We start from the raw sequence: 25,793 nt of genomic DNA, 5'->3' as shown, positions 1-25,793 counted from the left end.
CATAGGGCGGCGAAAGGACGCGAAGGCCGAGCACATCGCGGTAGAAGGCCACCGCGGCCTCGCAATCCGGGACGCACACGCCGGTGTGCGCCACTCCGGTAATCACGTTCTCAATAGTGCCGCACAGCCGGTGATCGCGTTGCGTGAATGTCGGCCCGGGACGCGTTCCGGGGGGATCGGCTCGTTCCGTATCGTTTGGGTAGCGCCACGAACGACGATCCGTTCCGGGACGAGGAGCCCTGATGAGCAGCAAGTGGACGGCGGCCCACCAGTGGACGGCCTTGGCGAACAACGCGGCTACCCTAAGGTCGTTCAGTCCAGTAAGCAGTCCCACGACGAGCAGCTGCAGCGCCGGCTGTGGACGGTGTCCGAGGACCTCACCGGCGTGAAATACCCGGTGTGATCCATGCGATCGGTCGAAGCCCACGCACGGGCCGTCGCGGACCTGATCCGCCCCCGCGCGCCGGCGGCCGTGCCGCTCGCGCAGGCCGAGGGAATGGCGCTTGCCGACGACGTCGTTGCACCGCTTTCCCTGCCCGGGTTCGACAACTCCGCGATGGACGGCTACGCGGTGGTCGCCGACGACGTGGCGGCCGCCACCGACCGGCAACCGGTGCTGCTTGCGGTCGCCGAGGACATACCGGCCGGGCGAACCGACGCGCTCACACTGAAACCCGGTACGGCACATCGGATTATGACCGGAGCACCCGTGCCGGCCGGCGCGACGGCGGTGGTGCCCGTAGAAGCCACCGACGGCGGATTGGAGACGGTTTCGATCCGGGCCGCCGCGGAACCGGGCCAGCACATCCGACGGGCCGGCGAGGACGTCACCGCGGGCGCGACGGTGTTGCGGGCGGGCCAGCTGGCGACCCCGGCGGCGCTGGGTCTGGCCGCCGCGTTGGGTCTCACGCAACTGCGGGTCGTTCCGAGGCAGCGGGTGCTGGTGATGTCGACGGGCGCGGAGCTGGTCCGGCCCGGGGAGCCGCTGTTGCCGGGCCAGATCTACGAATCAAACGCGGTGATGCTGGCCGCCGCGGTGCGGGAGGCCGGCGGCGCGGTGATCGCCGCACCGACGACCGGCGACGACGTCGACCAGTTCCGCGACGTGCTGCACACCTACGCCGGTCAGGCGGACCTGATCATCACCAGCGGCGGCGTGAGCGCCGGCGCCTATGAGGTGGTGAAAGACGCATTGGCACAAGGGGATTCAGGCGTCGAGTTCGTCAAGGTCGCGATGCAGCCCGGGATGCCGCAGGGCGCGGGGCGCGTCGCAGGCACGCCGATCGTCACCCTGCCGGGCAACCCGGTCAGCGCGCTGGTGTCATTCGAGGTGTTCATCCGCCCCGCGCTGCGCACGGCGATGAACCTGCCGTGGCCGCACCGGCCGAGGCGCACCGCCCTGCTGACCGATTCGTTGACGTCGCCTCGGGGCAAGCGGCAGTTCCGCCGCGGTGTCCTCGACCCGGCGACCGCATGTGTGACGACCTACGGGCCGCCGGCCTCCCATCACCTGCGCTGGCTTGCGTCGGCGAACTGCCTGCTGGAAATCGGTGAGGACGTCGTCGAGATGTCCGCGGGTTCGCAGGTACAGGTGTGGGACCTGGCCGGGTTTTACCCAACCCGCCTTCCGTAGAATCAGCCCGATGGCCAGACGCCCCCGACTCCCGGCGGCGGAGTTGAAACCCCACCCTGACCAACAGGTGGGGCGCGAAGAACCCGAAGCTTCCCGACTGATCGCGTTGGTGCGGTCCACCGTTCCGCCGATGCATCCTGCTGGCCTGCCGTTCGTGTCCGCGGGCCTTGCTGCCGCCGCCGCCGGGCGCCGGCACCGCTGGATCCGCAACGCCGGCCTCGCGGCCGCCGGTGCCTGCGCGGTGTTCTTCCGCAACCCCGCCCGGGTGCCACCGCACCGGCCCGGCGTCGTCGTCGCCCCGGCCGACGGCCAGTTCACGATCGTCGACACGGCTCTCCCGCCCGCCGAACTCGGACTGCCCGCCGAGCCGATGCCGCGGATCAGCATCTTTCTGTCCCTGTTCAACGCCCACGTGCAGTGGGTGCCGATCGGTGGCGAGGTCGTCGCGGTGCGGTATCGCCACGGCCAACACGGCGCAGCCGACCGCCCCCGTTCCACGGTTCACAACGAACGCAACAGCGTGCTCATCCGCACACCCGAGGGGCACCAGGTGGTGGCGGTGCAGATCGCGGGCCTGCTGGCCCGCCGCATCGTGTGTGACCTCGAGGCCGGCGACAAGGTCGCGATGGGTGAGACGTACGGCCTGATCCGCTTCGGGTCGCGGCTCGACACCTACCTGCCGCCCGGTTCGAACGTGCTGGTCACCCAGGGCCAGCACGCGGTGGGCGCCGAGACCGTCATTGCCGAGCTGCCGTGAACACGCCGCTGCACAAGCGCCCCATGGGGCTGCGCATCCTGCCCAGCTCCATGACGGTCGCGGCCATTTGCTTCGCAATGACGTCAGTCAAGTTCGCGCTCGACAACCAGCCGACGGCGGCAATGGCCTTCCTTGCGGTCGCCGCGATCCTCGACGCGCTCGACGGCCGCATCGCCCGGCTGCTCAACGCGACATCACGCATGGGCGAGGAGATCGACTCCCTTGCCGACGCCGTGAATTTCGGTGTCGCGCCGGCATTCATTGTCTACGCGACGCTGCTGCCGCACTCGCGGGTGGGATGGATCGTCGTGCTGCTGTACGCGGTGTGCATCGTGCTGCGGCTCGCCCGGTACAACGCGATGTTGGACGAGAACGAACCTGCCTACGCCAAGGAGTTTTTCGTCGGCATGCCGGCGCCGGCGGGAGCGATCGGGGCCATCGGCCCACTGGCGGCAAAGATGCAGTTCCACGACGGCTGGTGGACATCGGAGTGGGCCGTGTCGGTCTGGATGGTCGGCGTCTCGCTCCTGGTGGTGAGCACCATCCCGATGCGCAAGATCCACACCTTCTCGGTGCCGCCGAACATGGTGGTGCCGCTGCTCGCGTTGTTGGCGATCGGCGTCGCCGCGTCGATCTTTTACGGCTACCTCGTGATCATCGCGATCATCGTCGCCTACGTCATTCACATTCCGTTCGCCGTCCGCAGCAAGCGTTGGGCCGCAGCGCATCCGGAGACCTGGGACAAGAAGCCGCAGCAGCGGCGCGCTCAGCGCCGGGCGATCCGCCGCGCGACCCACCCTCATCGCCGGTCCATGGCGCGGCTGGGCCTGCGCCGGCCGCCACGCTGACATGCCGCCCACACTGACGCTGACCGCGCGGCTGAACACCTCGGCCGCGGACTCACGCCGCGGCGTGGTGCGCCTGCACGCCGAAGCCATTGCCGCGCTGGGCATTCGGGAATGGGACGCGGTGTCGCTGACCGGCTCGCGCACCACCGCGGCCGTAGTCGGGCTCGCCGGTGCTGGCTCCCCGGTCGGCACCGCGTTGCTCGACGATGTGACGCTGTCCAACGCGGGGCTTCGAGAGGACACCGCGGTGATCGTGACGCCGGCGACGGTGTACGGCGCCCGATCGGTCACACTGAGCGGCTCGACCCTGGCTCGCCGCTCGGTCAACCCGGCCACGCTGCGGCTGGCGCTGCTCGGCAAGGTGATGACGGTCGGCGACACGGTGTCGCTGCTGCCCCGCGATCTCGGGCCGGGCACCTCGACGTTCCAGGCCAGCACGGCGCTCACGTCGTCGGTCGGCATCACCTGGACGTCCGAGCTCTTGACGGTCACCGACGTCGACCCTGTGCCCGGGCCGGTCAGTGTGCAGCCGAACTCGTCGGTCACGTGGGGCGACGGGCTGACGACGGCCGTGCACCGGACCACCGACGCGACGGCATCGGTGAGCGCGCCGACGCAGTGGCCGGCCAGCCCCCCGATCACCGTCGATGACCTGAAGGGATCGCATGTTCAGGCCGGCCGGCTGACTGAATGGCTCAAGCTCGCGCTGGACGAGCCCCAGCTGCTCGAGACGCTTGGCGCCTCGGCGCGACTCGGCGCTCTGGTCACCGGGCCGGCCGGCGTCGGCAAGGCGACATTGGTCAGGGCGGTTTGCGCCGGCCGCCGGGTAGTGGAGCTCGACGGGCCCGACGTCGGTGCGCTCGCCGCGCAGGATCGCCTCACCGCCGCCGCCGACGCGGTGGCCGCGGTCCGCGACGGCGGCGGGGTGCTGCTGATCACCGACGTCGACGCGCTGCTGCCGACGCCGCCGGAGCCGGTGGCCACGCTGGTGCTGGCCGAGATGCGCTCGGCCGTCGCCACCCGCGGCGTCGCGTTGGTCGCTACGTCGGCGGTGCCCGACACGCTCGACCCCCGGCTGCGCGCCCCCGACCTGTGCGACCGCGAGCTGGCATTGACGCTGCCCGACGGCGCCACCCGCAAGGCGCTTCTCGAGGTGCTGCTGAGGTCGGCGCCCACCGAGGCCCTTGACCTCGACGAAATCGCTGAGCGCACACCGGGTTTTGTCGTGGCTGACCTGTCCGCGCTGGTGCGGGAGGCGGCGCTGCGTGCCGCGTCGCGGGCCAGCGCCGACGGCCGGCCCCCGGTACTGACCCAGGTCGACTTGACCGGTGCGCTGACCGTCATCCGTCCGCTGTCGCGGTCGGCGACCGAGGAGATTTCGGTCGGCGCGGTCACGCTCGACGACGTCGGCGACATGACGGTCACCAAGCAGGCGCTGACCGAGGCGGTTCTGTGGCCGCTGCGCCATCCCGACACCTTTGCCCGCCTGGGCGTCGAGCCTCCTCGCGGGGTGTTGCTGTACGGCCCGCCCGGGTGCGGCAAGACGTTCATCGTGCGTGCGCTCGCCAGTTCGGGGCGGCTGTCGGTGCACGTGGTCAAGGGCGCCGAGCTGATGGACAAGTGGGTCGGCGCCTCGGAGAAGGCGGTGCGCGAACTGTTCCGCCGCTCACGGGAGTCGGCGCCGTCGCTGGTGTTCCTCGACGAAATCGACGCGCTGGCCCCGCGACGGGGGCAGAGCTTCGACTCCGGGGTCACCGACCGGGTGGTGGCCGCGCTGCTGACCGAGCTCGACGGGGTCGAGCCGCTGCGCGACGTCGTCGTGCTGGGCGCCACGAACCGCCCCGACCTGATCGACCCCGCGCTGCTGCGGCCCGGGCGGCTGGAGCGGCTGGTGTTCGTCGAGCCCCCCGACACGCGCGCGCGCCGCGATATCTTGCGCACGGCGGGCAAAGCGGTGCCACTGGCCGGCGACGTCGATCTCGACGCGCTCGCGGGTGAGCTCGCGGGGTACAGCGCCGCGGACTGTGTCGCGCTGCTGCGTGAGGCCGCACTGACCGCGATGCGCCGTTCGATCGACGCCGCCGACGTCACCGCCGCCGACATGGCCGCGGCCCGCCGGAGCGTGCGCCCGTCGCTGGACCCGCTTCAGGTCGATGCGCTGCGGGCATTCGCCGCGACCCGCTGACAACGCCCCCGAACTGGGCCACACTTTGTGGGGCCTGAGGATCGGGTCGTGATCGAGGTGGGGCATGCAGAACCGATTCGCCGCGGCAGCCGGTATCGCGCTGACCGTCGCCTGGCTGGCCGGGTGCTCCTCCCCTCAGGTGCCCGGTCCACCCGCTGCGTGGGTGACCATCAACGGCAGCGATGCGTTGCAGACGCAATCCGTCACCTGCAGGCAGCTGCAGTGGACCTGGACGATCGACATCGGCGACGCGGCGTCGGGCGCCAACCTCAGCGTCGGCACCGGTGAGCAGAAGCCGGCGGCCATATCGGTCCACATCAACAACGTCGGCGGCTTCAGCGGCATGTACTCGCAAAGCGACGGCGCCGCCGACACCCGCGTGTCAGGCGAAACATTCACCATCGCCGGTACCGCCAACGGCATTCGTACCGACACGAAAGAGCCGGCCAGCGCCCAGTACAAGATCGTCGCGAGATGCTGACCACGACGCGCGCGCCTTCGCGTCGCGGACCCCGGCTCGGCGGCGCCCCTTAGACTGGCGCGCAGACCTAGCCAACAGGCTGACACCCCGAGCCGCATCGGAGTGCCATGCTCGCCATCCTGCTCGGCCACGCCGTCGCCGCGGCGATCGCGCCTCTGCTCGTCTACCGATGGGGCCGCCTGGCGTTCTACCCGCTGGCCGTCGTGCCGGCCGCGTCGCTGATCTGGGTCGCGCTGCACTGGCCCCGACCGGGTGACACCCCGACGGTCGACGTGCGCTGGGTCCCGGAGCTGTCACTGAACGTCACGCTGCGGTTCGACTCGTTGGCGGCCATCATGGCCGTGCTGGTGCTGGCCATCGGCGCGCTGGTGCTGCTCTACTGCGCCCACTACTTCCATCACCACGACGGGCACCGCGAGCAGCGGCTGCCCAGCTTCGCCGGAGAGCTCGTCGCGTTCGCCGGCGCGATGTTCGGGCTGGTGGTCAGCGACAACATGCTGATGCTCTACGTGTTCTGGGAGCTGACCACGGTGTTGTCGTTTCTGCTGGTGGGCCACTACGCGGAACGCGCCACCAGCAGGCGCGCCGCGATGCAGGCGCTGCTGGTCACCACCGCGGGCGGCCTGGCGATGCTGGTCGGCATCGTGATCCTCGGCCACAGCGCCGGCACCTACCTGCTCTCGCAGCTGGTCGCGAGGCCGCCGTCCGGAGCCGTCGTTGCCGTCGGTGTCGCGCTGGTGTTGGTCGGGGCGGTCAGCAAGTCGGCGCTGGTTCCACTGCATTTCTGGCTACCCGGCGCAATGGCCGCGCCCACGCCCGTCAGCGCCTACCTCCACGCCGCGGCGATGGTCAAGGCCGGTGTGTACCTGATCGCGCGGCTGGCGCCGGGCTTCGCCGGTTCGCCGCCGTGGCGGCCCATCGTGGTAATCCTCGGCGTCGCAACGCTGCTGTTGGCCGGCTGGCGCGCGGTCCGCGAATATGACCTGAAGTTGATCCTCGCGTTCGGGACCGTCAGCCAGTTGGGGCTGATCGCGGTGCTGGTCGGCGCGGGCAGCGGCGACCTGATGCTTGCGGGGCTGGCGATGCTGTGCGCCCACGCGATGTTCAAGGCGGCGTTGTTCATGGTCGTTGGCGTGATCGACCACGCAACGGGCACCCGGGACATCCGGCGACTGGCCTGGCTCGGCAATCGCTGCCCGTCGCTGTTCGTCATCGCCGCGGGCGCCGCGGCCAGCATGGCGGCGGTGCCGCCGTTCTTCGGGTTCGTCGCCAAGGAGGCCGACTTCGAGACGCTGGCGCACACCCACGCCCTCGGCCCCGCGGGCCCCTTCGTGCTGGCCGCGATGGTCGTCGGCTCGGTGTTCACCACCATCTACAGCCTGCGGTTCGTGTGGGGCGCGTTCGCCCGCAAGACGCTGCCTCACCCCGGCGCGCTCGTCGCGGACATGCACCGGCCGTCGGCCGGGTTTCTGGCGCCCCCGGCGATCCTGGCGGCGGCCGGCCTGGTGTTCGGGCTGGCGCCCGGCGTGCTTGATCGGGTGCTCGGAGACTACGCCGACACGCTGGGCGGTGGGCACAGCTACCAGCTGGCCCTATGGCATGGCTTCGGCTTGGCTTTGATGCTGTCGCTCGTGGTGCTCGGGACGGGCATTGCCGCGTTCGCGCTGCGCGTCAGGCTGCGGCGTGCGCGGGTGGGCTGGCTGCCGCTGGGCAACGCCGACCGCATCTATGACGCGGTGGTGCGCACCACCGACACCCTGTCGCTGCGGCTCACCGCGGTGACGCAGCGCGGTTCGATTCCGGCGACCCAGGCCGTGATCCTGTCGACGTTGGTTCTGCTGCCGGTGGCGGTGCTGCTGCTCGGCGCGCGTGACCGTCCCCGATTCGGGTTGTGGGACTCCTCGCTCCAGCCGATTGTCGGGTTGCTGATCGTCGTCGCAGCGCTCGGGACGACCGTGATGCGCAACCGGCTGGCCGCGGTGCTGCTGGTGGGCGTGACCGGCTACGGGTGCGGGGTGGTGTTCGCGTTCCACGGCGCCCCCGACCTGGCGCTGACGCAGTTCCTCGTCGAAACGCTGACGTTGGTGGTGTTCGTGCTGGTGCTGCGGGCTCTGCCCGCCGAGGCCGACGCGGCGAACATGAAGCGACACCGGCTCCCGCGTGTCGTGCTGGCCCTGGCCGTCGGCGCCACCGTCACCGCGCTGGCGGTGTATGCGATGTCGGCGCGAACCGGCACCCCGATCGCGGCACTGCTGCCCCAGGCCGCCTACGACCGCGGCCACGGCGCCAACACCGTCAACGTGCTTCTCGTGGACATCCGCGCCTGGGACACCCTTGGCGAGATCTCGGTGCTGCTGGTCGCCGCGACCGGCGTCGCGTCGCTGGTGTTCAAACACCGGCGCTTCGGGGCCGCGCCACGAATGGCGAAGATCGCCACCGAGCCGGGCGTGCGCCGACGTCCGTCGCCCGCGGTGAGCGACACCACGTGGCTGAGAGGAAGCGAATACCGCGATCCGCAACACCGCTCCCTGGTGCTGGAAATCGCGACGCGGGTGATCTTCCCGCTGATCATGGTGCTGTCGGTCTACTTCTTCTTCACCGGCCACAACACGCCCGGCGGCGGTTTCGCCGGCGGGCTGACGGCCGGCCTGGCGCTGGTCCTGCGCTACCTCGCCGGCGGCCGCTACGAGCTCGGCGAAACGCTGCCGCTGGACGCGGGCAAGGTGCTCGGCGTCGGGCTGGGCCTCGCGGCGGGCACAGCCGTCGCGTCGCTGTTGGCCGGCGCGCCGGTGCTGTCTTCCGCGGTGATCGAGTTTCATCTCCCGGTGCTCGGCCAGGTCAAGTTCGTCACCGCCTTGTTCTTCGACCTCGGCGTCTACCTGATCGTGGTCGGACTGGTGCTCGACGTGCTGCGCAGCCTCGGCGCGCGGCTTGACGTCGAGCTGGCCGGAGAAGCACCGGCCGAGCCGGGGGAGGCGGTGGCCCGATGACGGTTTACCTCGTGCCGCTGATCCTGATCGGCGTGCTCACCAGCACCGGGGTGTACCTGCTGCTGGAGCGCAACTTGACCCGAATGCTGTTGGGGCTGTTGCTGATTGGCAATGCTGTGAACCTACTGATCATCACCGTCGGCAGCCCGTCCGGCAATCCGCCGATCCACGGCCGGACCCGCGACGACCGCACGACCACCGCCGACCCGCTCGCGCAGGGCATGGTGCTGACGGCGATCGTGATCACGATGGGCATCGCGGCGTTCGTGCTGGCGCTGGCCTACCGCTCGTACCGGCTCACCACTGCCGAGGAGGTCGGCAACGACCCGGAGGACACCCGCGTGTCGCAGCAGTCCGTGGACGAGGCCGACGAAGACGTCGTCCCTCCCGAACCGGAGCGCGGCACCGATGAGCCCGCCGGACTCGATGCGCTGCCCGCGTCCCGGCGGCAGCCGTGAGCGCCGCGAGCTCGCTGGTCCCGATGCCGGTGCTGATTCCGGTCATCGGCGCGGCGCTCACGCTGTTCCTGGGGCGGCAACCGCGGCTGCAACGCGCGATCACCCTTGTCGCGTTGTCGGCGGTGGTGGCGGTTTGCGCGCTGCTGCTGTACGCCGCTGACCGCAATGGGATGTTGGTGGTGCACGTCGGCGGCTGGGGACAGACCGTGCCCGGCATGGGGCCGCTCGGGATCACGCTGGTAGCGGACCGGTTGTCGGCGCTGATGCTGGTGGTCTCGTCGATCGTGCTGCTCGCGGTGGTGTGGTACGCGATCGGTCAGGGCATCCGCGACGGCGACGAGCGCCAGCCGGTGTCGATCTTCCTGCCCACCTATCTCGCACTGGCCGCCGGCGTGTGCAACGCGTTCCTGGCCGGCGATCTGTTCAACCTGTTCGTCGGCTTCGAGGTGCTGCTGTCGGCCAGCTTCGTGTTGCTGACCATCGGCGCGACCACCGAGCGCGTCCGCGCGGGCATCTCCTACGTGATGGTGTCGATGGTGTCGTCGTTGATCTTCCTGTTCGGCATCGCCCTGGTGTACGCGGCCACCGGCACTCTCAACATGGCCGAGCTGGCGGTGCGACTCGACCACGTAACCCCCGGCATCCGCAGCGCGTTGTTCGCGGTGCTGCTCGTCGCGTTCGGGATCAAGGCGGCGGTGTTTCCGCTTTCGACATGGCTGCCCGACTCCTACCCCACCGCGCCCGCGCCCGTCACCGCGGTGTTCGCCGGCCTGCTCACCAAGGTCGGTGTCTACGCGATCATCCGGGCGCATTCGCTCCTGTTCCCCCACGGTGGCATGGACTCGGTGCTGCTCATCGCCGCGCTGCTGACGATGCTCATCGGCGTGTTCGGCGCGATCGCCCAGACCGACATCAAACGGCTGTTGTCGTTCACACTGGTCAGCCACATCGGCTACATGATCTTCGGTGTCGCGTTGTCCAGCTGGCTGGGAATGAGCGGTGCGATCTACTACGTGGCGCACCACATCGTCGTGCAGACGACGCTGTTCCTGGTGGTCGGGCTCATCGAGCGGCAGGCGGGTGCCTCGACGCTGCGGCGACTCGGCGGCCTGGCCGCCGCCAGCCCGCTTCTTGCGATGGTGTTTTTCGTCCCGGCGGTCACTCTCGGTGGGATACCGCCATTTTCGGGCTTCATCGGCAAGGTGACGCTGCTGCAGGCCGGCGCCCAGAACGGATCCCCGCTCGCGTGGATTCTGGTGGCGGGCAGCGTGATCACGAGCCTGTTGACGCTTTACGTGATGGCGCGTGTCTACTCGAAGGCTTTTTGGCGGTCCCGCGCCGACGCACCGGAGGGTGCGATGGCGATGGCCTCCGCATCGACGTTGTTGGACGAGCCCGAAGACGTTGCGCTGGTTGACCGGCAAGATGTCGGCAGGATGCCGGTGGGCATGGTGGTGCCGACGATCGCGTTGATCGGTGTCGGTTTGACGCTGACGGTGGTGGCCGGCCCGATCGTCTCCTACGCCGGCCGGGCGGCCGGTGAGGTGCTCGACCGCGGGCAGTACATCACGGCGGTGGTGGGGGGCACGCGATGACGAGGCGACTGTTGCTTCGGGCCTGGGTCCTGGTCTGGCTGACGTTGGTGTGGATCCTGTTGTGGGGCAATTTCTCCTGGGCCAACGTTCTCAGCGGGGGTGCCGTCGCGGTGTTGATCACGCTGTTGCTGCCGTTGCCCGCGGTGCCCGTGGAGGGCCGACTGCACCCACTGGCGCTGCTGAGGTTCGTCGGCCTGATGATGTGGTATCTGGTGCAGTCCAGCATGCAGGTGGCCTGGCTCGCGTTGAAGCCGGGGTCGCCGCCGCTCAGCGCGGTGCTGCGGGCCCAGTTGTCGGTCAAATCCGATCTGGTGCTCGCACTGGCGGTCAACGCGATCAACCTCACGCCCGGCACGATGGTAGTGGAGATCGACAAGGACCGCCGGCTGCTCTACGTTCACGTGCTCGACGTGGGGTCGCCGCGAGCGGTGAATCGGTTCTTCCACGAAATCGCCGAGATGGAGCGGCTTTTGATCGCCGCGTTCGAACGTGACGCCGACTGGTGTCCCGCGACCCAGGAGCGGGCGTGAATGTGATCTGGATGATCGCGGCTGTGATGTTGACCGCGGCGGCGGGGGTGACGATGTTCCGTATGCTGGCCGGGCCGAGCACGCTTGACCGATTGGTTGCGCTCGACACACTGGTGGCGGTCGCGATGTGCGGCGTCGGCACCTGGGCCGCGTACAGCCTGGACTCAACCGTGGTGTACGGCATTGCGGCCCTGTCGCTGATCAGCTTCGTAGGTTCGGTCAGCGTGACGCGATTCCGCGTGCCCGACAACCGAACTCGGGGCAACCTGTGACTGCGGCCGATGTCGTCTCCGGGGTGCTCGTGTTGGGCGGCTCGGCACTGGCGCTGACCGCGGCGATCGGCATAGTCCGCTTCCCGGACACGTTGGCGCGTATGCATTCCGCCACCAAGCCGCAGGTGCTGGGACTGCTGCTGGTACTGGCCGGAGCGGCCGTGCGCCTGCGCGGAAACGTCGACGTCGGCATGATCGCCCTGACCGGCATGTTCACCCTCATCACCGCGCCCGTGGTGGCGCATCGCGTCGGCCGGCTCGCTTACCGTGAGCAGGCGGTTCGCGACGACCTGCTCACCGTCGACGAGTTGCGGGAGGACGCTTCGGGCGAAAAGCGTTGACGGGCGGACTACTCCCCGGACAACTGGAAGTCGATCATGGCCGCCACGGTGTCGATGGCCTCCGACAACGCCTCCAGCCGGTCCGCGGCTGACGGCGCGGCCAGCACCGCGTACCGGTCGGCCTGGCCCATCGGCACGCGGGAGGCGAGCGCATACAACCGCTCCCCGGGTCCGTCGGCCATCGCGACACCCGCGAACAGCATGTCCCGGGGCGGTAACTGACCACCCTGCGCGTTCGCGAGCCGCTCGAACAATTCCATCAACCGGTCCTCCAGGTGGCGGATTGCGGCGTCGGCCACCATGTCACCGGGCTCGTCGGGCCACGGCTCGACGACGGCACGCGGATAGGGGTCGTCCGGCAACCATTGACGGACCCGGATCCGCTCCCCGATCCGGCACCGGACCGTGTGGCGGCCGTCGCCGTGGGCCCGGTGTTCGACGATCCGGGCCAGCGTTCCGATGTCGTAGCGGTCGTCACCGCCACCGACCTCGCGGCCCGCCGCGATCAGCACGACGCCGAACACCGGATCCCCGGCTACGCAGTCGGTAACCAGCTGCGCATAACGTGGCTCGAAGATGCGCAGCGGCAAGTCCTCGTCCGGCAGCAGCGCCGACTCCAGCGGAAACATCGGCATCGCAGGATTTCGCATGAGCGCCCCTCTAGATGTCCAGCTCGCTCACCAGAGCGTCGACAACCGCGCGCAGGTCGCCGTCGTTATCCTGCGCCACTCGGCGCTGCCGCTGGTAAGACGCGCCGACTGAGTAGATCTGCGACACCGACGCAAGCTCGTCGGCGCAGCCCAGCGTCTTGGCCACCGGCTCGAGCCGCGTCAGCAGATCGTCGATGTCCTCGGTGACCAGCCTCTCGTTGCTGTCGGCATCCAGGATGATCACCGCATCCAAGCCGTACCGGGCCGCGCGCCATTTGTTTTCCTGCACGTGCCATGGCGGCATCGTGGGGAGGTTCTCGCCGGTGTCGAGGCGACGGTCCAGATCCACCACCAGGCAATGGGTCAACGCCACCAGCGCGCTCAGCTCTCGAAGGTTTGACACACCGTCGAAGACCCGCACCTCCACCGTGCCCTTGTGCGGTGAAGGCCGGATGTCCCAACGGATCTCGTTCATGTGGTCGATGATCCCGGTCTTCTTCTGGTCGTGGACGAAGCCCTCCCATTGCGCCCAGGTGCGGAAATGGAACGGCAGGCCGGCGGTTGGCAGTTGCTGGAACATCATTGCGCGATTGCTGGCGTAGCCCGTGTCCTCACCCGACCAGAACGGCGACGACGCCGACAACGCGAGCAGGTGCGGGTACTGGTTCAGCAACGACGTGATGATCGGCATCGCCTTGTGCGCCGACGAAATTCCCACGTGCACGTGCACGCCCCAGATCAGCATCTGCCTGCCCCACCACTGCGTCCGCTTGATCAGTTCGGCGTAGCGCGGCGCATCGGTCAGTTTCTGCGCCGACCATTTCGCGAACGGATGTGTGCCGGCACAGAACAGCTCCATCCCGCGGTTGCGAACGATCTCGCGGGCGGTCCGCAGTGTCGCACGCAGATCGTCCATCGCCTGCGGCGTGGTGTCGCAGATGCCGGTGACGATCTCCACGGTGTTGCGAAGCAGTTCCTTGTGCACGCGCGGGTTGTTCTCGCCGAGTTCCTCGATGACCCCGGCGGCCTCGTTACTCAGGTCGCGGGTCTCGGCGTCGACGAGCGCGAACTCCCACTCCACCCCGAGGGTCGGTCGGGGTGAACCGGCGAAGTCGATCCGGCGGCTGGTGCGGGTCGACCTATCCGTTGATGACACCGCATGCCACCCGCTTACCGGCGTCGCCGGTGTCCAAGGTGGCCTGGTCGGGGCCTGGCGTGCCGTTGACCTGCTGATACTTTTCCGGCGGGAGGTTGCCGAAGTTGTCGGGATCGGCGTGGATGATGATCGCGGTCTTCTGCCCACCGAGCAGGTCGGCGGCGGTGAACGCGTCGGTGGTGGTCACCAGCCTCGCGGCACCGTCGGAGCGCACCTGCAGCGAGGTCAAATCACCGCTGGCCGGGTGCGCGGTGTGGCCGGGAGCCTGGTAATGGCCCCCTGCGGAGAGGAAATCACCGGGTGCGCCGCCGGTGGGCGCGACGGAGTTGGCCTCGCACTTGCCGACCGCGTGGATGTGCATGCCATGAAAACCCGGCGTCAGGATGCCGCTGCCGACCGTCTCGACGGTGACCGTGGCGTATCCGTTGGCGAAGTCGAAGGTGGCATTGGCCACCGGCGTGCCGTTGGGGGCGACCACCTGCGCCTTCAGCTCCTGGGAACCGGCCGGTGCCGCCGACGTCGGGGCGGTGGGCGCGGTTGAACCGGTCCACACCGGCGGCAGCGTGCCCGGCACGGTGCTCGCGTGTTGCTGCGGCGAGCACGCCGCGAGGGCAAGGGCGGGAACGGAAAACCAGACGGCGGCGACGGTGGCGGGCTTGACCATGGCGGAAAGCCTATCCGGTCACCGCGACGATCACCCCCGGCGGCTGGTCGGCGAGCGCGGGAACGCGGGGCGCAACCGGCGCCTGCAGCAACTGGCCCACTTGGTCGGCGGCTTGCTGTTCGCCCGCCGCATCACTGAAGAACACTGTGGTCTGGGTCACATCGGTGAGGCTGAGGTTGCCGACGTCGGTCACGTTCCATCCGGCCTGCTTGAGCCGGTCGGCGGTGCTGCCCGCCACGCCCTCGTTGGACGAGATGTTGTAGACACGCACGTCGGCCTTCCCCGCGGCCGGGGACGGCGACGGTGTCGAACTCGACGTGATCGTCGTCACCGTGGACGTCGAGTGGTCATCGGAGCTGCTCGACGACCCCATGGCCTGGAAACCGACCAGCAGGAAGATCACCCCCAGAAACAGCAGCACCATGACCATCGCACGCAGGGGCAGCCCGGAGGAGTCAGGCACACGCTCGTTCATCACGCCCACTGTATCGAGCGGGCGGCGAGATCCTGAAAACGCTCAGGTGACCTCAAACCCGAGCCGCCGCGCCGCACGCGCCTTCTGCCGGCTGGCCCGCAACCGGCGCAGCCGCTTCACCAACATGGGGTCGGCGGCCACCGCCTCGGGCCGGTCGACCAGCGCGTTGAGGACCTGATAGTACCGGGTGGCCGACATCGAGAACAGCTCCTTGATGGCTTCTTCCTTCGCGCCGGCGTACTTCCACCATTGGCGCTCGAAGGCCAGGATGTCGTGCTCGCGACGCGTCAGCCCGTCCGCGGGGTCAGCGTCGGCGCCCGAGCGCTCCGCCCGGGCCATGGCGCCGTCCATATCGCTCCTTGGACTTCTCGAAGAACCAAATGACATCCCTGTGTTCCGGCGAACATTCAACCACGCCTCGGGCGGCAGGTCCGTCAGCCAAGCCCGCGAGTCGGCTGACTTAAGCTTGCCAATCGTGGCCATTCTTCCTATCCGGATCGTGGGAGATCCCGTCCTGCACACCGCGACCAGTCCCGTGCCGGTCGCCGACGACGGTTCGCTGCCCGACGATCTGGCGAAGTTGGTCGCGGACATGTTTGAGACGATGAACGCGGCGAATGGAGTGGGCTTGGCCGCCAACCAGGTTGGAGTGCCACTGCGGCTGTTCGTCTACGACTGCGCCGAAGAGCGGAACCGGACAACACGTCGGCGCGGTGTCGTGGTCAACCCCGTGCTCGAAACTTCTGACGTTCCAGAGACGATGCCCGACCCCGAAAACGACGACGAAGGCTGCTTGTCGGTGCCGGGCGAATCTTTCCCGACCGGGCGCGCCAAATGGGCTCGCGTCACGGGCCTCGACGCCGACGGGACGCCGATCACCGTCGAGGGCACGGATCTGTTCGCCAGGATGCTTCAGCACGAGACCGGCCACCTCGACGGGGTGCTCTATCTGGATCGGCTGGTGGGACGCCACGCCCGCAGCGCGAAACGGATGGTGAAGTCGCACGGCTGGGGTGTGCCGGGGAACTCGTGGACGCCGGGCGAGGTGCCCGATCCGTTCGGCCACTGACAACCGGCCCGCACCCCAGCAGCGGCACATCGTGCCAATTCGGCAGTCCCGCTGTGGATTTCGGCAGTGATCGGGCGATCCCAACGGCGGCGCGCAACGGGCGATCGCGCTGTCAACGCGGCCCCACAGGACCGTGCCGGCAGCCTGCTCGGCGGTCACCACGGGGCCCGCGGTGTCACCGAGGGCCTCCGTAGGCTGTAAAGATGCGACTGGCCACGTGGAACGTGAACTCCATCCGCGCCCGCGTGGACCGGGTGGTGGACTGGCTGGAACGCGCCGACATCGACGTGCTCGCCATGCAGGAAACCAAGTGCGCCGACGACCAGTTCCCCACGATGCCGTTCGTCGCGGCGGGTTACGAGGTTGTGCACTGTGGGTTCAACCAGTGGAACGGGGTCGCGATCGCCTCGCGGGTCGGGCTCCACGACGTGCGGGTCGGTTTCGAGGGCCAGCCGTCATGGAGCAACAGACCCGAGGAGGAGGCCGCCGCCGAGGCCCGGGCACTGAGCGCCACATGCGCCGGTGTGCGCGTCTGGAGCCTTTACGTCCCCAATGGCCGCACCCCCGACTCCCCGCACTACTACTACAAGCTGGAGTGGCTTGCCGCGCTGCGCGATACCGCGCGCAAGTGGCTGACCGACGACCCGCAGGCGCAGATTGCGCTCGTCGGTGACTGGAACATCGCCCCGACCGACGACGACGTCTGGAGCGTCGAGTTCTACCGGGGCAGCACCCACGTCACCGAGCCGGAGCGCCGCGCGTTCGACGCGATCGTCGAGGCCCGGTTCGCCGACGTGGTACGGCCTTTCGCCCCGGGACCCGGCGTGTACACCTACTGGGACTACACCCAGTTGCGGTTCCCGAAGCGTCAGGGCATGCGCATCGACTTCATCCTCGGCTCCCCGGCGTTGGCCCGGCGCGTCACTCACGCGGAGATCGTTCGCGAGGAACGCAAGGGCAAGGCGCCCAGCGACCACGCGCCCGTGATGGCCGAGTTACGCGACGACTGAGGCAGCTCCCCGGCGCCCGGTCAGTCCTCGCGGTCCTGCTCGCCGTAGCGCCCCGGGTTGACCCACGATGCGGCCGCGCCGAGCGCCATCATCACCGCCGCGGCGATGAACACCACGACCAGGCCGGTGTGGAACGGACCGGAGATCAGGTCGGGAAAGAACGCCTTGCCCGTCAGCACCGCGGCATTGACGCCCGGCTGTTGCAGCGCGCCGGACGGGGCCAGCAGCTCGGCGATCGGGTTGTAGCCGAGGAAGGCGGCGAACAGGCTGCCCACCGGTGGGGTATTGGCGACCTGGTGTGCCACCGCGGCCGGAACGCCCTGCTGCTGCAGGCCGGCGCTCATCGTGCCGGGCAGCGTGTGAGCGAGGCCCACGATCATCAGCGAGAAGAAGATGCCGATCGACAGCGACGAGCCGGCGTTGAAGAACGTGGCCCGGATTCCCGAGGCGGCGCCACGCTCGGCGGGCGGCACGCTTGACATGATCGCCGCGGTGTTCGGCGCGGTGAAGATGCCGCCGCCGAGTCCGTTGAGGAAGATCAGCAGCGCGAACACCCAGAAGTTGAAGTCCACCGGAATCATCACGAGCGCCACGAACGTGACCGCCATCAGCACCATCCCGCCGATGGTGAACGGCCGTGACCCGAAGCGGTCCGACAGCGACCCCGACAGCGGACCGGCGAGAAGGAATCCGACCGTCATCGGCAGCATGTAGATGCCCGACCACAGTGGTGTGGACTCGAAGCTGTAGCCGTGAAGCGGCAGCCAGATCCCCTGAAGCCAGATGATGAGCATGAACTGCATGCCGCCGCGGCCGACCGAGGACATCAGGCCCGCGAGGTTGCCCAGCGCGAACGGCTTCGACTTGAACAGGCGGATGTCCACCGTCGGCGCCGGCACCCGCAACTCCAGGAAGCAGAACGCGACGAGGGTCACCAGGCTCAATGCGATCGAGCCGAGCACCCACGGGTTGGTCCAGCCGGTGGAGTGGCCACCATATGGCTGAATGCCGTAGGTGATGGCGGTCAGCAGCACGGTGAGCCCGACCCCGAGCATCAGCGTTCCGGCCCAGTCGAGCTTGGCGGGCGTGCGCACCCCGAGTTCACGCAGCGAGCGGAAGGCCCAGATGGTGCCGAGCACGCCGATCGGCACGCCCACCCAGAAGATGGCCCGCCAGTCCCATTGCGACAGCAGGCCGCCGATCAGCAGGCCGAGGAACGACCCGGCGACGGCGGCCACCATGTTCACGCCCAGCGCCATGCCGCGCTGCCTGGCCGGGAACGCGTCGGTCAGGATCGCCGCCGACGCCGCCATCAGCATCGCACCGCCGACACCCTGGATCACCCGCCATCCGATCAGCCACAGCGCGCCGGCCCCCAGGTGGAACGGGTCGAAGGACAGGGCGACCGCGGCGAGCGTGAAGACCACGAACCCGAGGTTGTAGATGCGGACCCGGCCGAAGATGTCGCCCAGGCGGCCGAAGAACACCACCATCACGGCGGTGACGACCAGGTAGCCCATCAGCATCCACAGCAGGTAGCTGACGTTGCGCGGCGCCAATGGGTTCAGCCCGATGCCGCGGAAGATCGCCGGAAGTGAGATCAGCACGATCGAGGAGTTGATCGTGGCGAGCAGCGTGCCGAGGGTCGTGTTGGACAGCGCGACCCACTTGTAATGCGGGTGATCGCGGTCCATCCGCCTGCGGTGCCGGTCGGTCACGGCCGCCGCGGCCTCTTTTGATTCCACAACGGGGGGCTTCGTCATATCGATTTCAGTCGTCATCGTCATCGCTTTACGTAACAGGATGGACTCGGTTTCGAGGCATATACCCAAAACGCATATGTTAGCTATACAAAGCATCGCGGGGCAATTTGTATTCCCGCCTGACAACTCACAGACCGCTGCGCTAGCGTTGGCGTGTCCGTCACAACGCGGGAGCGCACGCCGAATGCGCTGAGAGGACGGCTGGGGCCGTCGACCGTACGAACCTGACCGGGTAATGCCGGCGTAGGGAGACGTCATGACCGATTTGTCTGCTTCAGCTGACCTTGCTGTCACCACCGGCCCGATCGAGGGCAGCACGAAGGTCTACCGCCGGCTTGCGGCGGTGCCGGGTTCCGGGGTGCCGTTCCGGCGGGTGAACCTGTCCAACGGTGAGCACCTCGACCTCTACGACACCTCGGGGCCCTACACCGATCCGGATGCGCGGATCGACCTTCACTCGGGCCTGCCGCCGCGCGCCGGCGTCGTCCGCGACCGCGGCACCCAGCTGCAGCGGGCGCGCGAGGGCGAAATCACGGCCGAGATGGCGTTCATCGCCGAACGGGAGGCCGTGCCGGCTGAGCTCGTCCGCGGCGAGGTCGCGCGAGGCCGGGCGGTCATCCCCGCCAACCACAACCATCCCGAGAGCGAGCCGATGGTGATCGGCAAGGCGTTCGCGGTGAAAGTCAACGCCAACATCGGCAATTCGGCGGTCACGTCGTCGATCGCCGAGGAAGTCGACAAGATGGTGTGGGCGACCCGCTGGGGCGCGGACACCATCATGGACCTGTCCACCGGCCGCGACATCCACCTCACCCGGGAATGGATCCTGCGCAATTCGCCGGTGCCGGTGGGGACGGTGCCGATCTATCAAGCGCTGGAGAAGGTGAAGGGCGACCCCGCGGCGCTGACGTGGGAGATCTACCGCGACACCGTGGTCGAGCAGTGCGAGCAGGGGGTGGACTACATGACCGTGCATGCCGGGGTGCTGCTGTCCTATGTGCCGCTGACCGTGCACCGGGTCACCGGAATCGTCTCGCGCGGTGGCTCGATCATGGCGGCCTGGTGCCTGGCACACCACCGGGAGTCGTTCCTGTACACCAACTTCGAAGAGCTGTGCGACATCCTGGCTCGCTACGACGTGACGTTCTCACTGGGCGACGGCCTGCGCCCGGGATCGATCGCCGACGCCAACGACGCTGCCCAGTTCGCCGAGCTGCGCACGTTGGGTGAGTTGACGAAGATCGCGAAAGACCGCGGCGCGCAGGTGATGATCGAAGGCCCTGGGCATGTTCCGATGCACAAGATCGCCGAGAACGTCCGGCTGGAAGAACAGTGGTGCGAGGAGGCGCCGTTCTACACGCTCGGCCCGCTGACCACCGACATCGCCCCGGCCTACGACCACATCACCTCGGCGATCGGCGCGGCGATGATCGCCCAGGCCGGCACCGCGATGCTGTGCTACGTCACGCCGAAGGAGCACCTCGGGCTGCCCGACCGCAAGGACGTGAAGGACGGCGTGATCGCGTACAAGATCGCCGCGCACGCCGCGGACCTCGCCAAGGGCCACCCGCGGGCGCAGGAGCGTGATGACGCGTTGTCGACGGCGCGCTTCGAGTTCCGCTGGAACGACCAGTTCGCGCTGTCGCTGGACCCCGACACCGCCCGCGCGTTCCACGACGAGACGCTGCCCGCCGACCCGGCCAAGACGGCCCACTTCTGCTCGATGTGCGGGCCGAAGTTCTGTTCGATGCGCATCACCCAGGACATCCGCGAAGCGATGGCCGACAAGTCACGGGAGTTCGCCGAGCACGGCAACCGGCTGTACGTGCCAATACAGCAGTGAAGAACATGGGGTGGTGAGCTTCCTGCCGCTGCCGGCCGCGGGCGAGGCGCCACTGCGTGTGCTGACGATCGCCGGCTCGGACTCCGGTGGCGGCGCGGGCATCCAGGCCGACCTTCGCACCTGCGCGCTGCTGGGAGTGCACGCCTTGGTGGCTGTCACGGCGGTGACTGTGCAGAACTCGTTGGGCGTCAAGGGGTTTCATGAGATTCCGCTGGACGTGATCGCCGCTCAGATAGCGGCGGTGACGTCAGATATCGGCGTGCAGGCCGCCAAAACCGGGATGCTGGCGTCGTCGGAGATCATCGCGACCGTAGCCGACACGTGGCGCAAGGTCGGACTCGCGGGCACGGCGCCGCTGGTCGTCGACCCGGTTTGCGCGTCGATGCACGGCGATCCGCTGCTGCACCCCAGCGCGCTGGATTCGCTTCGGCGCGAGCTGTTTCCGCTCGCCACGCTCGTCACACCCAACCTCGACGAGGTACGCCTCCTGGTCGACGTCGACGTCGTCGATGACGAGTCCCAGCGCGCGGCGGCCCGGGCGCTGCATGGGCTCGGCCCGACGTGGGTGCTGGTGAAGGGCGGCCACCTGAGGTCGTCCCCGCGCAGCCCCGATCTGTTGTTCGACGGCGCGGACTTTTACCCGTTCGACTCGCCGCGCATCGACACCGGCGACGACCACGGCGCGGGCGACACGCTTGCCACGGCGATCGCGTGCGCGCTGGCGCACGGATACCCGGTGCCGGCGGCGGTGGAGTTCGCGAAGGCCTGGGTCACCGAGTGTCTGCGCGCGGCCTATCCGTTGGGCCACGGCCACGGGCCGGTGTCGGCGATGTTCAGACTCCGGAAGTCCCCGTGAAACTCGACCAGATCGCCGGAGTTGCGCACGAGCCCGGCGGCGATCCGGCCGGCGTCGTCGTTCTCACTCACGGCGCCGGCGGCAGCCGCGAGTCGCCGCTGCTGGTACGGCTTTGCGACGAGTGGGCGCGCCGCGGCTGGCTGGCGGTGCGCTACAACCTGCCCTACCGGCGCCGACGGCCGAAGGGGCCGCCGTCGGGGTCGGCGGCCACCGATCGGGCTGGTATTGCCGACGCGGTGGCCGTCGCCCGCACGCTCGCCGACGGCCCCGTGATCGCCGGTGGTCATTCATACGGCGGCCGGCAGGCGTCGATGTCCGTGGCGGACGAGGGCCTTTCGCCCGACGTGCTGGCGTTGTTCTCCTACCCGGTGCATCCGCCGGGCAAACCCGACCGGGCCCGCACCGAGCACCTGCCGCGGGTCACCGTGCCGACGGTGTTCACGCACGGCACCGGCGACCCGTTCGGGTCGATCGAGGAGCTGCGCGCCGCCGCGGCGTTGATTCCGGCGCCGACCGAGATCGTCGAGGTCACCGGCGCCCGCCACGACCTGGGGTCCAAGACGCTCGACGTGCCCGGGCTGGCCGTCGATGCCGCGCTGCGGCTGCTCGGTGGCCGCTGAGCGCCGATACCCCCACCGGGTAATGTTCCCGCCATGGGTGCGATCGGGCACGCGTTGGCCGTGGCGGGGTCGATGACGTGGGAAATCCTGTGGGCATTGATCCTCGGCTTCGCGCTGTCCGCGGTGATACAGGCGGTGGTTCGCCGGTCGACCGTTGTGTCATTGCTGGGCGATGACCGTCCGCGCACGCTCGCGCTCGCTGCCGGCCTGGGCGCGGCGTCGTCGTCGTGCTCGTATGCCGCGGTGGCGCTGGCCCGCTCGCTGATCCGCAAAGGCGCCGACTTCACCGCGGCGATGGCGTTCGAGATCGGCTCCACCAATCTCGTTGTAGAACTGGGCGTCATCCTCGCCCTGCTGCTGGGCTGGCAGTTCACCGCGGCGGAATTCATCGGCGGGCCCATCATGATCGTCGTGTTGGCGGTGCTGTTCCGGGTGTTCGTCCGTGCCCGCGTCATCGAGGCGGCCCGCGAGCAGGCCGACCGCGGCATCGCCGGATCCATGGAAGGGCACGCCGCGATGGACATGTCCGTGCAGGGCGGCGGTTCGTTCTGGCGGCGGCTCGTGTCCGGGCGGGGCCTCACCGCCGTGTCGCACGTGTTCGTCATGGAATGGGCCGCGATCCTCCGCGACCTGGTCCTGGGCCTGTTGATCGCCGGCGCGATCGCGGCGTGGGTGCCGGATTCGTTTTGGCACAGCTTCTTCATCACCGACCACCCGACCCTTTCCGCACTGTGGGGGCCGATCGTGGGACCGGTCGTTGCGATCGTCTCGTTCGTCTGCTCGATCGGCAATGCGCCGCTTGCCGCGGTGCTGTGGAACGGCGGCATCAGCTTCGGCGGGGTCGTCGCGTTCATCTTCGCGGATCTCCTGATCCTGCCCATCCTCAACATCTATCGGAAGTACTACGGCACCAAGATGATGCTGATCCTGCTCGGCACGTTCTACGTCTCGATGGTGTGCGCCGGCTATCTGGTCGAACTGCTTTTCGGCGCAGCCGGTCTCGTTCCCGCCCATCGCCACGCGACGGCGATGCAGGCCGGTGTCTCGTGGAACTACACCACCTGGCTGAACATCGCGTTCCTGGCGCTGGCCGCGGTGCTGGTGACCCGGTTCGTGACGTCGGGGGGCCTTCCGATGTTGCGGATGATGGGCGGCTCCCCCGACTCCGCAGACGAGCGTCATTGCCACTAGGGCCCGGCTCATCGCAGCGGGATGAACCGCCGTAGCCTGCACCGCGCTGAGATGCGCGCCGCGCATACACTCATAGGCCGCCCGCGTCATCGCTGCCCTCCGCACCCCGATGGTTGCGAATATTCTGCCGCCGATCCCGCCGGCCACCGCGGCTTCCCGGCTGCCGTGGCCCGACCGGCTCGGCGTGTCGATCATGGTTCTCGTCGTTCTCGGCGGCATTGTCATCCACGGCATCGGTCGCCGGCGGATAGGGGCCCGCCGGCCGCGCGAGGGTGGCGGAACCAGGCGGATGAGCGGTCATCCGTTGCCTGCCCGGCACCGGGTGGGAAAGGATCGGCGGCGTGGACGATATCGACTTTTCGCTGCTGGATGTGCCGCGGGAGATGCCGCCCGACGATCCGCAGGCGTACCTGCGGACGGCGATCGCCTGGCATTTCGGCGAGGACACCGGGTCGCCGTTCTGGTTGCGCGCAGCGCGGAAACTCGGGTTCAACCCGATGGTCGACGTGCAGATGTTCACCGATCTGCGGTTGTTTCCCAATCTGGTGGACGAGCTGCGTGACGTGCCGGTCGAGGACCTCATTCCGCGCGGCTACGGATCACCGGCGCCGGTTCCGCGGATATTCGAGTCGGGCGGCACGACGGGGCCGCCCAAACGGACCGCTCAGCTGCCGGACTGGCTCGAGCAGGTCACGCAGTGGCAGGTCGAGGACGTCACCGCGGGCGGCTTCGTGCCAGGTCGTGGACTGCTGTGCCTGATGCCGAGCGGTCCGCATGGGGTCGGCTACTTCTCGCGGGTGGTCTCCGAGCGGCTGGGGTCGGTGTTCTATCCGATTGATTTGGATCCCCGCTGGGTCAAGAAGATCGCTGCCAAGAACGCCACCGCAGAGGTATCGGCCTACCTGGACCATGTGGTCGAGCAGGCGACATTCATTCTGCGGACCCAGGACGTCGGGAATCTGCACACGACGCCTCCGCTGCTCGAGGCCATGGCCCGCGACGACGCCATCCTCGAATTGATCGGCCACAAGATCCGATATGTGCTTCTCAGTGGCGCCCATGTCGACGTGGACACGCTTGACCTGCTTCGCGACATCTTGCCGGACACCGCGATCACAATGGTGTTCGGCAGCACGATGATTCTGTCTCAGGCACGCACCCGCGCGACGAACTCCGACCGTGATTCGTTCATCTTCGACCCGCGGACGCCGTATGTCGTGTTCTGGGTGATCGATCCGGACAGCGGCGCGCAGGTGCCCTACGGGGAACGCGGCCAGGTGGTGATGAATCACATCAGCAAGGGAATGTTCATACCGAACAACCTTGAACGCGACACCGCGATCCGAATGCCTGGACCCGAGGGCCAAATCGGTGATTCGATCAGCGAGGTCGCTCCCGTCGCCACATTCGGCGGCGAGGCCGTCATCGAAGGGGTGTACTGATGAGCTCCGCTGTCTCCGACAATGCCGGCGCTGCAACGTATCTTGACGCCCTCGGCCCCGACGGAGCGTACCGGACGCGAAACCGCGAGGTCATCAACGACACCGCCGGCGTGCCCGTTGCCGAACTGAGCATGGTGCCCCGGCTGTATGTCACCCGCTGCGTCAGCGCGCAACGCAAACTGCGGCCGCTGCCGGCCCCGCAACGCGAAGCCGCTCTGGGGCACGCCGCCGAGATCTTCGCGACGGCGTCGATCGACGGGTTGGACTTCGACGCGTACGTCGGGCTCACCTGCCGCGTCACCGGCCTGCCCATGACCGCAACGCGTGCCGGGGCTCGCAATGTGGTCGACTCGGTGGCCACCGCATTTGATGCCGTCAACCCGGCCCGGCCGGAGGGCGCGTCGCTGGACTGGCGCGACGCGCGCAACGGCGGTGCCGCGGTGTGGACGCGTCGCGGTGACGTGTTCGCCGTCCACGCCCCGGGTAACGCCCCTGGCGTTCATGGCCTGTGGACACAGGCGCTGGCGCTGGGTTATCGGGTGGCGATCCGCCCGTCGCGGCGCGAGCCGTTCACCGCGCATCGACTTGTCCGCGCCTTGCGCCAGGCCGGGTTTCGACCCGAAGACGCGGTGTTCCTGCCCACCGACTATGCCGGGGCCGACGAGATCCTGCGCGCCGCCGACCTGGCGATGGTCTACGGCGGCCGGGCTGTTGTGGACAAGTACGCCGATGATCCGACGGTGTTGACGAACGGGCCCGGGCGCACCAAGATCCTGATCACCGCGGAGCAGGACTGGCACGACTACCTCGAGGTGATCGTCGGGTCGATCTGCGACCTCGGCGGGATGGCGTGTGTCAACACCACCGCCGTGCTCTACGAGGGTGATGCCGTTCCACTGGCGCGCGCGATCGGCGAGCGGCTCGCCACGATCGCTCCGCTGCCCAACGTCGACGAACGAGCCGT

At 68.7% G+C, this 25,793-nt stretch carries 26 protein-coding genes, 1 pseudogene and 1 riboswitch; of the genes and pseudogenes, 20 read left to right on the top strand and 7 right to left on the bottom strand.

The features are described from left to right. Positions 1 to 94, bottom strand: a 94-nt coding sequence (locus VKG81_RS03215) for a VOC family protein (RefSeq protein ID WP_324389638.1), incomplete at its 3' end; no start/stop codon positions are given. A gap of 168 nt (positions 95 to 262) precedes the next feature. Between VKG81_RS03215 and VKG81_RS03210 the strand changes: the two are divergent. From VKG81_RS03210 to VKG81_RS03155, 12 genes and pseudogenes are all read left to right on the top strand, one after another. Beyond that, positions 263 to 403 (top strand): annotated as a pseudogene (locus VKG81_RS03210) (short-chain dehydrogenase); the annotation flags it as partial. A gap of 3 nt (positions 404 to 406) precedes the next feature. After that, positions 407 to 1,633, top strand: a complete 1,227-nt coding sequence (gene glp / locus VKG81_RS03205) for a gephyrin-like molybdotransferase Glp (protein ID WP_324389633.1) — start codon at positions 407 to 409, stop codon at positions 1,631 to 1,633. Between the two features lie 43 nt (positions 1,634 to 1,676). Further along, positions 1,677 to 2,390, top strand: a complete 714-nt coding sequence (locus VKG81_RS03200; protein WP_414685127.1) for a phosphatidylserine decarboxylase — start codon at positions 1,677 to 1,679, stop codon at positions 2,388 to 2,390. A gap of 23 nt (positions 2,391 to 2,413) precedes the next feature. Continuing rightward, complete coding sequence (gene pssA / locus VKG81_RS03195) at positions 2,414 to 3,238, top strand: CDP-diacylglycerol--serine O-phosphatidyltransferase (protein WP_324389636.1); 825 nt, start codon at positions 2,414 to 2,416, stop codon at positions 3,236 to 3,238. Between the two features lies 1 nt (position 3,239). Further along, positions 3,240 to 5,423 carry an AAA family ATPase gene (locus tag VKG81_RS03190; RefSeq protein ID WP_324389629.1) on the top strand — a complete coding sequence of 728 codons (2,184 nt, stop codon included), beginning with the start codon at positions 3,240 to 3,242 and terminating at the stop codon, positions 5,421 to 5,423. A gap of 64 nt (positions 5,424 to 5,487) precedes the next feature. Beyond that, complete coding sequence (locus VKG81_RS03185; protein ID WP_324389627.1) at positions 5,488 to 5,904, top strand: lipoprotein LpqH; 417 nt, start codon at positions 5,488 to 5,490, stop codon at positions 5,902 to 5,904. A 107-nt stretch (positions 5,905 to 6,011) separates the two neighbouring features. Beyond that, complete coding sequence (locus VKG81_RS03180) at positions 6,012 to 8,894, top strand: Na+/H+ antiporter subunit A (protein WP_324389625.1); 2,883 nt, start codon at positions 6,012 to 6,014, stop codon at positions 8,892 to 8,894. Then, entirely contained in the window at positions 8,891 to 9,352 is a 462-nt protein-coding gene (locus VKG81_RS03175; protein WP_324389623.1) for a Na(+)/H(+) antiporter subunit C, read from the top strand. Before VKG81_RS03180 ends, VKG81_RS03175 begins: the two co-directional genes overlap by 4 nt. Beyond that, the gene (locus tag VKG81_RS03170) at positions 9,349 to 10,947 is read left to right on the top strand and encodes a Na+/H+ antiporter subunit D (RefSeq protein WP_324389621.1); all 1,599 of its coding nucleotides are present in this window, start codon (positions 9,349 to 9,351) and stop codon (positions 10,945 to 10,947) included. The genes VKG81_RS03175 and VKG81_RS03170 overlap by 4 nt, the downstream gene beginning before the upstream one ends. Beyond that, entirely contained in the window at positions 10,944 to 11,477 is a 534-nt protein-coding gene (locus tag VKG81_RS03165) for a Na+/H+ antiporter subunit E (protein ID WP_324389619.1), read from the top strand. Before VKG81_RS03170 ends, VKG81_RS03165 begins: the two co-directional genes overlap by 4 nt. Beyond that, positions 11,474 to 11,749: a monovalent cation/H+ antiporter complex subunit F gene (locus VKG81_RS03160; protein WP_324389617.1), complete on the top strand. Its 276-nt coding sequence runs from the start codon at positions 11,474 to 11,476 to the stop codon at positions 11,747 to 11,749. Before VKG81_RS03165 ends, VKG81_RS03160 begins: the two co-directional genes overlap by 4 nt. Next, positions 11,746 to 12,090, top strand: a complete 345-nt coding sequence (locus tag VKG81_RS03155) for a monovalent cation/H(+) antiporter subunit G (RefSeq protein ID WP_324389615.1) — start codon at positions 11,746 to 11,748, stop codon at positions 12,088 to 12,090. Before VKG81_RS03160 ends, VKG81_RS03155 begins: the two co-directional genes overlap by 4 nt. An 8-nt stretch (positions 12,091 to 12,098) precedes the next feature. Here VKG81_RS03155 and VKG81_RS03150 read toward each other — a convergent pair whose 3' ends face one another. Genes VKG81_RS03150 through VKG81_RS03130 form a run of 5 tightly spaced genes read right to left on the bottom strand, consistent with a single transcriptional unit; the run spans position 12,099 to position 15,386 of the window. After that, complete coding sequence (locus VKG81_RS03150) at positions 12,099 to 12,725, bottom strand: LON peptidase substrate-binding domain-containing protein (protein ID WP_414685126.1); 627 nt, start codon at positions 12,723 to 12,725, stop codon at positions 12,099 to 12,101. Between the two features lie 25 nt (positions 12,726 to 12,750). Then, the gene (locus VKG81_RS03145; RefSeq protein WP_324389611.1) at positions 12,751 to 13,896 is read right to left on the bottom strand and encodes a glutamate--cysteine ligase; all 1,146 of its coding nucleotides are present in this window, start codon (positions 13,894 to 13,896) and stop codon (positions 12,751 to 12,753) included. Continuing rightward, a complete protein-coding gene (gene sodC / locus VKG81_RS03140) occupies positions 13,880 to 14,560 on the bottom strand; it encodes a superoxide dismutase[Cu-Zn] (protein WP_324389609.1) in 681 nt (226 codons plus the stop codon). Before sodC ends, VKG81_RS03145 begins: the two co-directional genes overlap by 17 nt. Before the next feature lie 10 nt (positions 14,561 to 14,570). Beyond that, positions 14,571 to 15,035 (bottom strand): LytR C-terminal domain-containing protein, encoded by a 465-nt coding sequence (locus VKG81_RS03135; RefSeq protein ID WP_324389606.1) that lies wholly within the window; start codon positions 15,033 to 15,035, stop codon positions 14,571 to 14,573. A 42-nt stretch (positions 15,036 to 15,077) separates the two neighbouring features. Further along, positions 15,078 to 15,386, bottom strand: a complete 309-nt coding sequence (locus VKG81_RS03130; protein ID WP_324389604.1) for a DUF3263 domain-containing protein — start codon at positions 15,384 to 15,386, stop codon at positions 15,078 to 15,080. Between the two features lie 124 nt (positions 15,387 to 15,510). On the opposite strand from VKG81_RS03130, the gene VKG81_RS03125 reads away from it, so the two are divergent. Both VKG81_RS03125 and VKG81_RS03120 read left to right on the top strand, forming a co-directional pair. Beyond that, a complete protein-coding gene (locus tag VKG81_RS03125) occupies positions 15,511 to 16,104 on the top strand; it encodes a peptide deformylase (protein ID WP_324389602.1) in 594 nt (197 codons plus the stop codon). Positions 16,105 to 16,307: 203 nt separating this feature from the next. After that, positions 16,308 to 17,114 (top strand): exodeoxyribonuclease III, encoded by an 807-nt coding sequence (locus tag VKG81_RS03120; protein WP_324389600.1) that lies wholly within the window; start codon positions 16,308 to 16,310, stop codon positions 17,112 to 17,114. 20 nt (positions 17,115 to 17,134) lie between these two features. Here VKG81_RS03120 and VKG81_RS03115 read toward each other — a convergent pair whose 3' ends face one another. After that, a complete protein-coding gene (locus tag VKG81_RS03115; protein ID WP_324389598.1) occupies positions 17,135 to 18,895 on the bottom strand; it encodes an MFS transporter in 1,761 nt (586 codons plus the stop codon). Between the two features lie 139 nt (positions 18,896 to 19,034). After that, positions 19,035 to 19,144, top strand: a riboswitch (TPP riboswitch). On the opposite strand from VKG81_RS03115, the gene thiC reads away from it, so the two are divergent. The 6 genes from thiC to VKG81_RS03085 all read left to right on the top strand — a co-directional run. Beyond that, complete coding sequence (gene thiC / locus VKG81_RS03110; RefSeq protein WP_414685125.1) at positions 19,134 to 20,720, top strand: phosphomethylpyrimidine synthase ThiC; 1,587 nt, start codon at positions 19,134 to 19,136, stop codon at positions 20,718 to 20,720. It overlaps the preceding riboswitch by 11 nt. A 13-nt stretch (positions 20,721 to 20,733) precedes the next feature. Further along, positions 20,734 to 21,576: a bifunctional hydroxymethylpyrimidine kinase/phosphomethylpyrimidine kinase gene (gene thiD / locus VKG81_RS03105; RefSeq protein ID WP_324389596.1), complete on the top strand. Its 843-nt coding sequence runs from the start codon at positions 20,734 to 20,736 to the stop codon at positions 21,574 to 21,576. Then, positions 21,573 to 22,196, top strand: coding sequence for an alpha/beta family hydrolase (locus tag VKG81_RS03100; RefSeq protein ID WP_324389594.1), 624 nt, complete (start codon positions 21,573 to 21,575; stop codon positions 22,194 to 22,196). The genes thiD and VKG81_RS03100 overlap by 4 nt, the downstream gene beginning before the upstream one ends. A gap of 33 nt (positions 22,197 to 22,229) precedes the next feature. Continuing rightward, positions 22,230 to 23,387, top strand: coding sequence for a permease (locus tag VKG81_RS03095; protein ID WP_324389592.1), 1,158 nt, complete (start codon positions 22,230 to 22,232; stop codon positions 23,385 to 23,387). 341 nt (positions 23,388 to 23,728) lie between these two features. Next, positions 23,729 to 24,829, top strand: coding sequence for a phenazine antibiotic biosynthesis protein (locus VKG81_RS03090; RefSeq protein WP_324389590.1), 1,101 nt, complete (start codon positions 23,729 to 23,731; stop codon positions 24,827 to 24,829). Continuing rightward, a partial coding sequence (locus VKG81_RS03085; protein WP_324389588.1) for an aldehyde dehydrogenase family protein occupies positions 24,829 to 25,793 on the top strand: 965 nt, incomplete at its 3' end. The genes VKG81_RS03090 and VKG81_RS03085, both read left to right, overlap by 1 nt.

Origin of the sequence: Mycobacterium sp. (genome assembly GCF_035314905.1) — a bacterium.
Classification (GTDB): domain Bacteria; phylum Actinomycetota; class Actinomycetes; order Mycobacteriales; family Mycobacteriaceae; genus Mycobacterium.
Note: the sequence above shows the minus strand (reverse complement) of the source record. Positions and strands in the feature narration are given on the sequence as shown.

Bases quoted from the DNA above. Each gene is read 5' to 3' on its own strand.
- VKG81_RS03185 (WP_324389627.1), top strand. From the start codon at position 5,488: ATGCAGAACCGATTCGCCGCGGCAGCCGGTATCGCGCTGACCGTCGCC.
- VKG81_RS03130 (WP_324389604.1), bottom strand. From the start codon at position 15,386: ATGGACGGCGCCATGGCCCGGGCGGAGCGCTCGGGCGCCGACGCTGAC.
- VKG81_RS03175 (WP_324389623.1), top strand. From the start codon at position 8,891: ATGACGGTTTACCTCGTGCCGCTGATCCTGATCGGCGTGCTCACCAGC.
- VKG81_RS03150 (WP_414685126.1), bottom strand. From the start codon at position 12,725: ATGCCGATGTTTCCGCTGGAGTCGGCGCTGCTGCCGGACGAGGACTTG.
- glp (WP_324389633.1), top strand. From the start codon at position 407: ATGCGATCGGTCGAAGCCCACGCACGGGCCGTCGCGGACCTGATCCGC.
- thiC (WP_414685125.1), top strand. From the start codon at position 19,134: ATGACCGATTTGTCTGCTTCAGCTGACCTTGCTGTCACCACCGGCCCG.
- VKG81_RS03120 (WP_324389600.1), top strand. From the start codon at position 16,308: ATGCGACTGGCCACGTGGAACGTGAACTCCATCCGCGCCCGCGTGGAC.
- VKG81_RS03165 (WP_324389619.1), top strand. From the start codon at position 10,944: ATGACGAGGCGACTGTTGCTTCGGGCCTGGGTCCTGGTCTGGCTGACG.
- VKG81_RS03180 (WP_324389625.1), top strand. From the start codon at position 6,012: ATGCTCGCCATCCTGCTCGGCCACGCCGTCGCCGCGGCGATCGCGCCT.
- VKG81_RS03095 (WP_324389592.1), top strand. From the start codon at position 22,230: ATGGGTGCGATCGGGCACGCGTTGGCCGTGGCGGGGTCGATGACGTGG.
- VKG81_RS03115 (WP_324389598.1), bottom strand. From the start codon at position 18,895: ATGACGACTGAAATCGATATGACGAAGCCCCCCGTTGTGGAATCAAAA.
- sodC (WP_324389609.1), bottom strand. From the start codon at position 14,560: ATGGTCAAGCCCGCCACCGTCGCCGCCGTCTGGTTTTCCGTTCCCGCC.
- pssA (WP_324389636.1), top strand. From the start codon at position 2,414: ATGGGGCTGCGCATCCTGCCCAGCTCCATGACGGTCGCGGCCATTTGC.
- VKG81_RS03135 (WP_324389606.1), bottom strand. From the start codon at position 15,035: ATGAACGAGCGTGTGCCTGACTCCTCCGGGCTGCCCCTGCGTGCGATG.
- VKG81_RS03190 (WP_324389629.1), top strand. From the start codon at position 3,240: ATGCCGCCCACACTGACGCTGACCGCGCGGCTGAACACCTCGGCCGCG.